This is a genomic window from Lysinibacillus sp. NPDC048646 (assembly GCF_050272295.1).
GTDB lineage: Bacteria > Bacillota > Bacilli > Bacillales_A > Planococcaceae > Lysinibacillus.
Map to the genome: position 1 here is coordinate 19,789 of NZ_JBNNLZ010000038.1, position 12,572 is coordinate 32,360.

Annotated in this window: 15 protein-coding genes; 14 read left to right on the plus strand and 1 reads right to left on the minus strand. The window is 38.1% G+C overall.

Features of this window, described 5'->3' with window-relative positions; genetic code table 11:
* Positions 1–60: 60 nt before the first annotated feature.
* Positions 61–696, minus strand: coding sequence for a YigZ family protein (locus ACQKII_RS23515; RefSeq protein ID WP_427462863.1), 636 nt, complete (start codon positions 694–696; stop codon positions 61–63).
* A 158-nt stretch (positions 697–854) separates the two neighbouring features.
* Here ACQKII_RS23515 and ACQKII_RS23520 point away from each other — a divergent pair, with 158 nt between their 5' ends.
* The 14 genes from ACQKII_RS23520 to csrA all read left to right on the plus strand — a co-directional run bounded on the left by ACQKII_RS23520 (position 855) and on the right by csrA (position 12,389).
* Complete coding sequence (locus ACQKII_RS23520) at positions 855–2,003, plus strand: sensor histidine kinase (RefSeq protein WP_427462864.1); 1,149 nt, start codon at positions 855–857, stop codon at positions 2,001–2,003.
* Positions 2,004–2,039: 36 nt separating this feature from the next.
* The gene (locus tag ACQKII_RS23525; RefSeq protein ID WP_143997302.1) at positions 2,040–2,714 is read left to right on the plus strand and encodes a response regulator transcription factor; all 675 of its coding nucleotides are present in this window, start codon (positions 2,040–2,042) and stop codon (positions 2,712–2,714) included.
* Between the two features lie 259 nt (positions 2,715–2,973).
* Positions 2,974–3,519, plus strand: a complete 546-nt coding sequence (locus tag ACQKII_RS23530; protein WP_427462865.1) for a nuclear transport factor 2 family protein — start codon at positions 2,974–2,976, stop codon at positions 3,517–3,519.
* A gap of 232 nt (positions 3,520–3,751) precedes the next feature.
* The gene (locus tag ACQKII_RS23535; protein ID WP_427462866.1) at positions 3,752–4,594 is read left to right on the plus strand and encodes a DegV family protein; all 843 of its coding nucleotides are present in this window, start codon (positions 3,752–3,754) and stop codon (positions 4,592–4,594) included.
* A gap of 123 nt (positions 4,595–4,717) precedes the next feature.
* The gene (locus ACQKII_RS23540; RefSeq protein WP_427462867.1) at positions 4,718–6,085 is read left to right on the plus strand and encodes a DEAD/DEAH box helicase; all 1,368 of its coding nucleotides are present in this window, start codon (positions 4,718–4,720) and stop codon (positions 6,083–6,085) included.
* Positions 6,082–6,672 (plus strand): ComF family protein, encoded by a 591-nt coding sequence (locus tag ACQKII_RS23545; RefSeq protein ID WP_427462868.1) that lies wholly within the window; start codon positions 6,082–6,084, stop codon positions 6,670–6,672. The genes ACQKII_RS23540 and ACQKII_RS23545 overlap by 4 nt, the downstream gene beginning before the upstream one ends.
* A 234-nt stretch (positions 6,673–6,906) precedes the next feature.
* On the plus strand, positions 6,907–7,320 hold the full coding sequence (locus ACQKII_RS23550) for a TIGR03826 family flagellar region protein (RefSeq protein WP_427462869.1): 414 nt from the start codon (positions 6,907–6,909) through the stop codon (positions 7,318–7,320).
* 307 nt (positions 7,321–7,627) lie between these two features.
* Positions 7,628–7,888 (plus strand): flagellar biosynthesis anti-sigma factor FlgM, encoded by a 261-nt coding sequence (gene flgM / locus ACQKII_RS23555; RefSeq protein WP_427462870.1) that lies wholly within the window; start codon positions 7,628–7,630, stop codon positions 7,886–7,888.
* A 27-nt stretch (positions 7,889–7,915) separates the two neighbouring features.
* On the plus strand, positions 7,916–8,416 hold the full coding sequence (locus ACQKII_RS23560) for a flagellar protein FlgN (protein WP_427462871.1): 501 nt from the start codon (positions 7,916–7,918) through the stop codon (positions 8,414–8,416).
* A gap of 63 nt (positions 8,417–8,479) precedes the next feature.
* On the plus strand, positions 8,480–10,027 hold the full coding sequence (gene flgK, locus ACQKII_RS23565) for a flagellar hook-associated protein FlgK (RefSeq protein ID WP_427462872.1): 1,548 nt from the start codon (positions 8,480–8,482) through the stop codon (positions 10,025–10,027).
* 45 nt (positions 10,028–10,072) lie between these two features.
* Positions 10,073–10,990, plus strand: coding sequence for a flagellar hook-associated protein FlgL (flgL, locus tag ACQKII_RS23570; protein WP_427462873.1), 918 nt, complete (start codon positions 10,073–10,075; stop codon positions 10,988–10,990).
* 156 nt (positions 10,991–11,146) lie between these two features.
* Positions 11,147–11,710, plus strand: coding sequence for a DUF6470 family protein (locus ACQKII_RS23575; RefSeq protein ID WP_427462874.1), 564 nt, complete (start codon positions 11,147–11,149; stop codon positions 11,708–11,710).
* A gap of 17 nt (positions 11,711–11,727) precedes the next feature.
* Positions 11,728–12,171: a flagellar assembly protein FliW gene (gene fliW, locus ACQKII_RS23580; RefSeq protein WP_427462875.1), complete on the plus strand. Its 444-nt coding sequence runs from the start codon at positions 11,728–11,730 to the stop codon at positions 12,169–12,171.
* Positions 12,171–12,389: a carbon storage regulator CsrA gene (gene csrA, locus ACQKII_RS23585; protein WP_427462876.1), complete on the plus strand. Its 219-nt coding sequence runs from the start codon at positions 12,171–12,173 to the stop codon at positions 12,387–12,389. The genes fliW and csrA overlap by 1 nt, the downstream gene beginning before the upstream one ends.
* Positions 12,390–12,572: the final 183 nt, after the last annotated feature.

Here is a 12,572-nt window from a genome sequence, read left to right on the forward strand (position 1 = left end):
TAAAATAGCTCAATATTAAAATTATACTATGGACATTCCATATTCGACAATTAAAAATATTTATTTCACAACAAATTCGATAAATTGTGCATCCTCGAAAGTGATTTTTGCTTGTCCGTTTGTTAATTCGGTTACCCAATTTTGGAATAAATCTTCTTGCTCTTTTAGCACAGAAACAATGATTTCGACACCTTCTAGGTAGCTAATTTCTTCTAATGTATAGGAAGAACTACGAATCTCGTTTTCTACTTTTCCTAGCCATGTGTAGTCGATGGCAATTTTTATAATATGATGTAACTTTCGTTCGACAACTTGTGCAACGAGTAAGCCTTCAGTTGTTGCTTTTCCATATGCACGAATAAGACCACCGCCGCCGAGCTTTATGCCACCGAAGTAGCGTGTAACGACAACGACCGTATCCTTTAGACCTTGTTTTTTCAATACCTCTAACATTGGGACGCCAGCTGTGCCACTAGGTTCCCCGTCATCATTCGCCTTTTGAATATGATCATGTGCCCCAATTATATAGGCCGAGCAATTATGTGTGGCATTATGGTGTAATTTTTTTATACTTTCAATAAAAGTAATTGCATCCTCTTCTGTCTCTGCACGTTCTATATAAGTGAGAAAGCGTGATTTAGAAATAATGATTTCACTTTCTCCATATCCTTTAACAGTTAAATAATTTTCTCTCATATATGTCATTCTCCTTTAAAATAGGGTTGTATTCTATAATTTTCATAAAGAAAAAGCATTAAATTTTATGATTGTGATGCTATAATAGGTATAGACTTATGAAATTGGTCTTTCAAAATAGTATGTAATCATAAGGACATTAGACTGGGGAGTACACTATGTTTTCAAATGATACCTTCGATTTAGAGTCGCTTGATGACGTATTTAATCGAATGTTAGAGACAATAATGAGCTCCAAAGATGATATCTTCATTATAAGCGAACAAAGTCGTTTAAGCTTCGAAGATATGCAAAAAGAGCTAGAAATTGTACGAAAACAAATATCAATAGTTATCGATGAAGGCGACGCTTTAGAAAAAAGTACGCAGCTTGCTAAGCAAAGACTTGTGTTAGTGAGTAAAGCATTTGATAATTATACCGAAGAACAAGTTAGAGATGCATATGAAACGGCACATGATTTTCAAGTGAAACTATCAGTCATTAAAACACAAGAAAAGCAATTACGCGATAAAAGAGATGACTTAGAGAGAAGATTAAGAGGATTACTCGATACGATTGAACGTGCTGATCATATTGTCAATCAAGTGAATGTCGTTTTAAATTATTTAACATCGGATTTAAAAAATGTTGGGTTAGCGCTTGAACAAGCAAAAATGAAGCAGGATTTTGGTATCCGTATAATCGCTGCACAAGAAGAAGAACGGAAACGATTATCAAGAGAAATTCATGATGGACCTGCTCAAATGTTGGCCAATGTATTAATGCGCACTGATTTAATTGAAAGAACGTATCGTGAAAAGGGCATTGAAAATGCTTTGGCGGAAATAGCTGATTTAAAGAAAACGGTGCGTAACGCATTATCTGAAGTGCGTCGTATTATTTACGATTTACGACCAATGGCGCTCGATGATTTGGGCATTATTCCGACATTAAAGAAATATTTGTCGACAGTGACTGAATATAATCCTGGTGTCGAAGTTCATTTCCAATCAAGAAGCACCGAACAACGTATTCCTTCAAACTATGAAGTATCCATTTTCCGTTTAGTGCAAGAATGTGTAACCAATGCCATGAAGCACGGGAAATGTAAGGATATATGGGTCAAGCTCGAGTGGTTGCCCAATGCGGTAAATATCGTCGTAAAAGATGATGGCGTAGGATTTGATCCTCGCGGCGTCAAAGACCATTCTTTTGGTATTTTAGGTATGCGAGAACGAATTGAAATCTTAAATGGTACAATCTCAATTGATAGTGAGATAAATCGAGGCACAACGGTCCTATTTAAAATTCCGTTAGAAGTAGAGTGAAGCAATTTGTTGCAGAAATTTAGGGGGTAAAGACTTATGACGAAGATTATTATTGTAGACGATCACCAGCTATTCCGTGAAGGGGTAAAACGTATTTTAGATTTTGAAGATACGTTTGATGTAGTTGCTGAAGGTGACGATGGTACAGATGTAGTAAACCTATACGCAGAAAATCAACCAAATGTGGTATTAATGGATATTAATATGCCAGGCAGAAATGGTGTAGAAGCAACAGCAGATTTAATTGCAGAATTTCCAGATGCAAAAGTAATCATGCTATCCATTCATGATGATGAAACTTACGTTACTCATGCACTGAAATCAGGTGCACTTGGTTATATGTTAAAAGAGATGGATGCTGACGAAATCGTAGAAGCCATTAAAGTAGTGGCGAACGGCGGTTCTTACCTACATCCAAAAGTAACGAAAAATTTAGTAGCAGAATTCCGACGTCTTTCTGAACATGAAAACAAAGGTAACTTCCATCAAACAGAAATTCGCCGTCCATTCCATTTATTGACGAAACGTGAATGTGAAGTATTACAACTATTAACAGATGGTCAATCAAACCGTACAATTGGTGAAACATTGTTTATCTCTGAAAAAACAGTAAAAAACCACGTTTCAAGCATTTTACAAAAAATGAATGTGAACGACCGTACGCAAGCTGTTGTAACAGCTATTAAAAACGGCTGGGTTGAAGTACGTTAATTGCATAGTATAGGAATAAAAGCTGTATTTAAAAGCTACTTTAAAGATGAAGTAGTTTTTAAAGCAGTTTTTTCTCTTTATGCAGCAAATATTTCTTTGATAAGGCCTTCGGATGCAATTACGCAGAGGCGCAATTGATGTGCAACATTTTATAGCTTATAGCGTCATAAGAAAGATGTAACAACTAAAAGTTGAAAATGCGCAACAAAATTCCTACGAAAGCATTTATATGCTACAATATTGCGCGGGAGGTTTTAAGATGTTAAAGAAAAGTATTCTAGCAGTTTTAACCTTATTTGTGTTAACTGCCTGTGGTAATAAAAATGATGAGTTAAGTGTAGAAGAAAGACAAAAAATCATTGATGAAGGCACAGTTGGCTTCGAAACGAATGGTGGGAAAATTACAAAGGCGGAAAATATTCCATCTAATGAAGAAAAAGCAATTTTAGCAGCTTTCAATGAATATATTGCTGCATTCAATGAGGAAGATATAGATCGTTATATGCAAATGATATCGAAGAATCCAAAAGGCTTCAAGTATGAAGAAGAAAAAGAATACACTACAGAAGTTTTTGAACAGACAGATGCTAAACGCGATGTTAAAGATACAACGATTATCAAATATAGCGAAAATGAAGCGCAGGTTCATACAAATATGATCGTGCATTTTATGCAAATAAAACCAAAGGTTGAGCATGAAAGTACTGGTCAACAGGTAACGGTTTTTGTCAAAGAGGATGGAGATTGGAAGGTAACGAGCGTCTTTTATATTGGAGACGACACAAAATCAAGCACGGGCAAGTAGAACAAGGGGAATTTAATTCCCTTTATCATACATAGGGAATGAATGTGAAATTTCAGCTTTATACGACAGAATTTCTTGTAGAATAAGGCTAACCTCGCGGATGTTACAAATTTTGAGTGGTGTGAATTGTACAAGCCAAATCAAAGTCTGAACAAGATTACGCACAGGTAAAATTGATTTCACATTCATTTCTTTTTACTGTAAACTATGGAGCATAGGAGAGTGGACATGGATGAGGACGGCAATCGTAACAGACAGTACTGCATATATTACGCCTGAGGAACGTGCACGCTTAAACATTCGTATGATTCCATTAAGTGTAAACATCGCAGGCGAATTATTTGCAGAAGAAATTGATATCACGGCATCTGAATTTTATGATAAAGTACGTGGTACAAAGGAATTTCCGAAAACAACGCAGCCACCAGTAGGAGAGTTTGCGTCGCTCTTTGAAGAACTGGCAAAGGATTATGACGAGGTAGTATCCATACATTTATCAAGTGGTATAAGCGGTACATATCAAGGGGCGGTCCAAGCAGGCGAAATGGTGGAAGACTTTGATGTGTACGCATTTGACAGCGAAATTTCTTGTGCTGTCCAAGGTTTTTACGTATTACGCGCAGCGGAAATGGCTGCACAAGGCTTTTCAGCAAAAGAAATACTTGCAGCATTAGCGGAAATGCAGCAGTATATTCGTGCTTACTTCATTGTAGATGACTTAGCGCACTTACAACGCGGAGGGCGTCTGTCTGCAGCGGCGGCATTAATTGGTGGCTTATTACAAGTAAAACCAGTCCTACATTTTGTGGATAAGGTGATTGTGCCATTTGAAAAAATTCGTACACGTAAAAAGGCATTAAAGCGAGCGGAAGAACTGTTAGCGCAAGATGCTAGTAAGTACGAGGCAATGGATGCTGTGGTCATTCATGGCAATTGCCAAGCAGAAGCCGAAGAATGGATGGCGCAGCTTGCTACAAGCTACCCGAATGTAAACTTTAAATTAAGCTATTTCGGTCCAGTTATCGGTACACACTTAGGTGAAGGTGCAATGGGGCTAGGCTGGACGAAAAAATAGTTTCGATGTGAAGACAGTCTCTACAGAATTATAGTAGAGACTGTTTTTTTTATTTGGTAGAAAGAAGTGCGGAAATCGCCGATAGAAAAGAAATAATCACGAGGAGAAAGGAGTTAAACACATATGAAATACAGAGGTTGGTTATTGCCACCTGCATTACGAGATTTTCATGAGGGGCGGATTTGGCTAAGAGAGCATACACCAATTGCAGAAAACGATATGAAACGGGCAATCGAACGAAACTACTGTACTATAATAGAAGGTATTCAAAAAACACCGCATTTAAAATGCAATCGATGCCATAACGAAGACCCTCAGCAATTTACGACGTTTGACTGTTCAAAATGTCGGCAGCTATGCGTCTATTGTAGACATTGTCTTACTATGGGGAGGGTTAGCAGTTGTACACAATTAGTGATATGGAGAGGTCCCCAAGCCATAAGACAAACAAGGCATTCATTAGACTGGACCGGACAATTTACAGTACTTCAACAACAGGCAGCCGATGAAATGCTAGAAAGTGTGAAAGCGAAACGATCTCATCTGATCAGTGCAGTGTGTGGAGCTGGTAAGACGGAGTTGCTTTTTCTATCTGTCCATTATGCATTGCAAAATGGCTTACGAGTATGTATCGCCACGCCGCGAACAGATGTGGTGTTAGAATTATTTCCGCGCTTTCTGAAAGTTTTTCCACAAACGACTATTCATGCATTATATGGCGGGGCTCCACTGCAAAAAGGTTACGCTCAGCTTGTCATGGCAACGACCCATCAGTTATACCGTTTTGAACAAGCTTTTGATGTCATGATAGTGGATGAAGCTGATGCGTTTCCCTATACATTTGATGAAACCTTACAAAGAGCTGTGCAAAAGGCAAAAACTGCTGATGCGCCCATTCTATTTGTGACAGCAACCCCATCACAAAAATTACTGAATCGGTATCAAAACACTAGCTGTTCCTTTATTCCAAAGCGTTATCATAATCAACCGTTGCCGGTGCCACGATACAGTTCTTTATGGGGCTATGAAAAAAGTTTTAGACGAGGTAAAATTCCGCTAAAGTTGAAAAAATGGACAGCAGATCGACTTGCACTAAATGAGCCATTCCTTATTTTTTTATCGAAAGTCGAATTACTGGCTATTGCCATGCCACTTTTTCAAGCATTACATCCGGGTATTTTAGTGGTTCATGCAGAAGACCCTGAACGGAAAGAAAAGGTGCTTAAGCTACGCAATGAAGAAATTCCTGGATTATTAACGACAACCATTTTAGAAAGAGGTATCACCATAAAAAATGTACAGGTTGCTGTCGTCGGGGCGGAATCTTCTATTTTTACGTCAAGCGCACTGATACAAATGGCAGGACGTGTTGGGCGGAATGCAGCCTTTGCAGATGGCGATGTGGTATTTTTTCATCATGGCATTACAGCAGAAATGGATGAGGCACGAGCAAAGATACAGTATAACAATAAGATAGGATTCTCACTATGAATAAAATTGAAACGCATTGCTTATTATGCGCACAGTCCCTACAATCAGAAGCTTCCTGGAAATTACTATTAACTAAACAATTCCCGCCATGCATTTGCGAGAAATGTGCCTCACGATTCGAACATTCTCTTACAACCACAGCATTGTATCAATATAATGACACCATGAAGGCTTATTTGCATCAATATAAATTCCTTCAAGATGTGGCGCTTGCCAAAGTATTTCGTCAGGAGTTATATCGGCAATTCAAACATGAAAAGTCGCCCATTATACCAATCCCCATGCATCCCTTAAAACAAAAAGAACGCACCTTTTCACATATGGAGGAGCTACTAAAAGCCGCAAAAATCCCCTATATACAACTATTAGAAAAAACGACGACTGAAACACAAAGTTCGAAAAATAGAGAGGAACGCTTACAAACGACACCACTCTTTCGATTATTATCTAACGTAAGTATAGCGTATAAAGAATATGTCCTTTTTGACGATATACAAACTACAGGAACGACATTACGGCATGCCACTGAGGTTCTCCTAGAAGCTGGTGCCAAAAATGTTCGTAGTTTCACTTTAATTAGTGGATGAAATTAAAAAAGCATCATGTATAATAGATAGTACAAATTCTATAGTATAATTAGCCAATTTATCCCGCTGTAACAGTCAGTAAGACGCCCACCTTCAGTGGAAAGATTAAACGGTTGAATCAACTGACCGTAAAAGCCCGATTGGTTCAACGTACAATCAGTGGGGATGAAGAACCCCCCACTGATTGAAGTTTCACTGTATATAATAATTATCATGCAAGAGGAGGAAGATTAGATGGCGGAGGTTCGCAATTGTCCAAAATGTAATGAGTTTTTTAACTATATAGGGGTAAGGGAAGTATGTCATAAATGTGCTCAATCTGAAGAAGAATTATATCAAATTGTTTATCGATTTTTACGCAAACGTGAAAACCGTGCAGCAACTGTTGAACGCATTGTTGAGGCAACTGGAGCTGAAGAGGAACTATTATATAGATGGGTTCGCAAAGGACGTTTGCAGCCAGCAATGTTCCCGAATTTAGGTTACCCATGTGATAACTGTGGTCATTTAACGACAACGGGCAAACTCTGTTCAAAATGCCAGAACGAATTAAAGTCAGATCTTCGTACATTTGATGCGGCAAAGGAATTCCGAGATAGTGTTGCACAACGCGATCGTGTAACGTATCATGCTGATCGCAAAAAATAAAGTAGTGACTGTGTTAATTTTACTTTATCCAGTAGAGGCCTTCCACCACTATAGTTGTTGAAAATACTAGTTTTAGTTTCTATTCGCATGCAGAAAAAGACGACCGAATAAAGTTAGCCACCGGACGGCAATTACGCCGAGGCGTAATTGATATATAATTAGCACACTTTTCTGTTAAAGTTGTCACGTGAAGAAAAAGATGACTCAAAAACTTTTGAGCCATCTTTTTTTATGTTTGAAAACTTAACATTGTGTGAGACAGTCCGAAATAATAGTAAGATAAGCTTTTTAGATAGGGGGGCCTGTAATGAAAATTACATCTTATGGTGTGAATGCTGTAAACGCCTATAAAAATCAAGTGCGCAATGTAAAATCGGGCGACAACAAAGCAACTTTTGCCGATAAAATTGAAATTTCAAAAACAGCACAGGAAATGCAAGGCGTATCAACATATAGTGCTGAGCGCGCTGAGCGTGTGCAACAACTTAAAGAAGGTATTGCTTCGGGTGACTACAAAGTAAATGCTCGACAAGTCGCAGAAGATATGCTGAAATATTATCGTTTCTAGAGAATCACAGAAAGGGTGTTTAGCAATATGTCTGTAGAAGTGATTTGTTCTACATTAACAAAGCTAGAAAGAATGCATAAAAGCTTACTTGAACTAGCCTTTAAAAAAACTGAAATCATTAAAGCTGGCAATATCGAATCGCTGGACCAAATGCTCAAGGATGAGCAGGCGCATGTAGCGGCCATCGATAAGCTCGAGCAACAGCGTCAAAAACAGGTAACGGACTACCTTGAAGCAAAAGGATTTGCTTCTACTGACAAAATGACTGTCGCTGATGTCATCGAAGCTGCTGAACAACCAGCTCAAAAAGACACACTGTCAACAGTGCGCCATCGATTAATGCTAATCATAGAGGACTTACGTAAACAAAATGATTTAAATCAAAAGTTAGTGTTTCAATCACTACAATTTGTCAATCTGACACTAGATACGCTACGTCCACGTCCCGAGCAAATGAACTACTCGGGCAGTGAGGTACGCGGCACAAATACAGTTGCCAAAAAATCATATTTCGATTCACAAGCATAGGTTTTTGCGCCTGCGAAATTGAATACTTGATTTTTTTGGAGGTTACTATAGGGAGGAAAATAGATGCGCTCAACATTTATGGGCTTAGAAACAAGTAGAAGTGGTTTATTTACACAACAATCGGCTTTGTATACAACTGGACACAATATTTCAAATGCCAATACACTTGGTTACTCACGTCAACGCGTGAACATGCAAGCAACACCAGGATTTCCAACAGCAGGTTTAAACACGCCTTATTATCCTGGGCATATGGGAACAGGGGTAGAAGCGGGCTCAATTCAACGTATTCGCGACGAATTTATCGATCGTCAATTCCGTCAAGAAACAAACAAGCTTGGCTATTGGGAATCACGCTCAAATGCGATTTCTCAAATGGAAGATATCATGGATGAACCTTCACAATACGGTCTTAACGCAGCATTAGAGCAGTTCTGGAAGGGGCTTCAAGACGTAAGTACAAATCCAGAAAATGCTGCATCTCGTAAAGTTGCGATTGAGCGTGCCAATCATCTAGCTACCTCCTTTAATTATATCGATACACAGTTAAAAACTATCCAAGGGAACTTAGGAAATGAAATTAGTGTGGCGACGGATCGAATCAATTCGCTTCTCAAACAAATTGCCGCGATTAATAAGCAAGTGCAAGAGATTGAGCCAAATGGCTATGTACCCAATGATTTATATGATGTTCGTGATACGTTAATTGATGAATTAAATAGTTACATACCAGTATCAGTAGAACGTGTTCCATCTGGTGGAAATGCAAGCGAGGTGGCTGAGGGAACTGTAACCATTTCATTTAAACCATATCCATCAGGCACGGAGATTAAATTAGTCAATGGCAAGGATGCTGCTAGTATTGAAGTGAATAGTGGCGCAACACAAATTGACGGTAAAGATTTAGCGAATTTGTTTACGGATATTGTAGTAAATGGTTCAGGTACAACAGATTCAGGTTCAATATCATATGACGAGCTTGATCCGGGAAAAGGGAAACTATTATCACTTATTAATTCGTATGGATATCAAAGTGCAACTGGTCCTAAAGGCTATTATCCGGAAACGTTAGCAAGCATCAACAAACTTGCATCTGAATTTGCTACTGTATTTAATTCAATGCATAAGCAAGGCTATGATCTAACAGGAGCTCAAAGTACACTAGACTTCTTTGAAACATCCGATGGTTCGACAACTATCAATGCGGGAAATATTAGTATAAATGCCGATCTTAAAGAGGATTCTTCTAAATTAGCAGCTTCGTCACAACCGAATGAAGAAGGAAATGGGAAATGGGCTCTTGAACTATCGAATATCCAATCAAAGGTACAAGGTAATTTAGATGGCGCGACATTTAACTCCTACTATCAAGGAATCATAGGTAAGCTCGGTGTAGATGGTGAAGAAGCATATCGTTTAAATATGACGTCTGAAACATTACTAGTAACGATTTCAAACAATCGCTCATCAATGAGTTCAGTATCACTAGATGAAGAGATGACAAATATGATTACATTCCAACAGGCGTATAATGCCAATGCACGTATGATCACAGTAGTTGATGAAACATTAGACAAAATCATTAACGGTATGGGCCGTGTAGGTTTATAACAATCGCTTAATCAAGTTTCATAAAAGAAAGGGGCTCTTACAAAAATGCGCATAACACAATCTATGCTTTCGAATAACATGCTTCTTAACTTAAATAATAGCTTTGGAAAAATGTCGAAGTTACAAAATCAAATTAACTCCGGTTCTAAGATTACTAGACCTTCTGATGACCCAGTTATAGCAGTTAAAGGGATGGGCTATCGACGTGATCTAGGTAAGGTTGAACAGTATACACGTAATATGAATGAAGTGAATAACTGGTTAGATATGACTGACGATTCACTGAACCAAGTAGGGGAACAGATGAAACGTGTTCGTGAACTCGTTATTCAAGCAGCAAATGATACGAATACCCCTGAAGAACGAGAAAAAACAAAAATGGAAATTGATCAAATCCGTCAACAGATACAAGATGTTGCCAACACCAAAATTGGAGATCGTTATATTTTTAGTGGAACGAAAACTAATCAACCACTATTTGAAAATGGTATAGCCAATACAGCGAATGTCAACGCTGAAGATGTGCGAATAGAGGTTTACGATGGCATTCAATTGACAGTAAATACACCTGGTCTTCAGTTATTTCAAGATGTTGATAATATGATGGGCAAAATATCAGATTTATTAGATCCTAATCGTACTGGTGGACCAGCTACTGGTGCAGAAATAGGTGATGCTCTAGGGGGAGTAGCTGATCAGAGTAACGGTGATGATATTACAGCCATGCATAATAAAATTCTTGAGATACAAGCAGATGTTGGTGCTCGTCAAAACCGTGTGGAATTAATGGAAAATCGTTTGTCTATTCGTGAGATAGGTGTAACAAAGCAATTATCTAATAATGAGGATGTTGATTATGCAAAGGCGATTACTGAGATGGTCACACATGAATCAATTCACCAGGCAGCATTATCGGTTGGTGCAAAAATCATTCAACAAACATTGGTAGATTTTATTAGGTAAAGTAGCTTATTTAAAAGAGATTAGTGAATGAGCTATTATTGATTTTTGGACAAAAGCTTCGGAGTTAGGAACAAATAATAGTAAACTTTATCAGCTACATATTTATAAGCGTTTGGACATTTTGTTCAGACGCTTTTCTTAAAAGGAGAGGTGTAAGTGCGACTCCCACAAATTCAAATTCGTACCACAGATGCGCAAATGAATCTTGATATCGCGAAGCCAAAGCAGTACATTAAACAACCAAATGCAACACAGCATATTGAACAACCAGCAGCAATTCTTGAAATTAATACAACGCGTGGTGTGTTACGTATCGACTCATCACAAGCAAGACGGGACTTAGGTTTAATAGGTCCACTTGAATCAAGTGCTAATTATGCACAAAAAGGTAAACAAGAGGCTCTACAAGGGATGGCCCGTAGAGCAAGAGAGGGACGTCAAATGATGGAAAGCGCTGGTAAAGACCAAGGACGTGCAACTATCCAAAATATCGCGAAACAAAATCATGGCCCCCATCGCGTTCAATTCAACATTAAATTTGTGCCATCAATTGGCTCAGTAAAAATTGATTATACACCAGGTACAACTGATATTAATATTCAAAGAAGAGAACCAAAAATTGACACAAAAGTGAACAAACCAATTCATGAATACACACCTGGAAAAGTAACTGGTACAATGGTACAAAGACCATCTGTTCAAACGGACGTGATAGTATAAAGGAGCGCAACGACTATATGAAAATTGCAACGAAATTTTTAGGTGAGGTAGAAATAACGAACGAGGATGTTATAACATTCCCGGAAGGTATTCCAGGATTTCCAGATGTTACGAAGTTTGTGTTATTACCACTTGATCAGGATTTACCGCTTGCGCTATTACAAGCAACTGAAAATGCTGAACTTGGCTTCATTGTTGCTTATCCATTTGTATTCAAACCTGATTATGCATTTGATCTTTCAATGGAAGATAGCGAAGTACTTGTTGCGGAACGAGAAGAGGACCTTGTTACATATGCCATCGTGACATTAAAAGAACAGTTAAGTGACTCTACAATGAATCTACTTGCACCAGTTGTCATCAATATGAAGAAAAAAGTAGGGAAGCAGATTGTGTTAAGTGACAGTAAGGCTTATCCGTTACGCTTTTCGCTAAGTGCCCTTGAAGGAAGTGTTAAATAATGCTCGTACTTTCAAGGAAAAAGAATGAATCTATTATGATTGGTGACCATATAGAAGTGAAAATTCTATCGGTTGATGGCGACCAAGTGAAGCTAGGCATCGTGGCCCCAAAGTCAGTGATGGTTCATCGTTCAGAAGTATTTGAGGCAATTCAACAGCAAAACAAAGAAGCGTTAAACGTAGCATCAAACTTCTTAGAACAATTAAAGAAAAAATAATGTTTTCTAAAACACCTATTATCTCTTATGAGTGATAGGTGTTTTGTTGTTCTTAAGGATATAAAGATTTCCTTTTATAGAATTTGAGTCAATTTCATAATACGTATTTTTAAAAAATCATAGACGTGCAGAATATTGAATGATTTCTTAAAAAAACGAATGAAATACCTTATGATGCTGTAG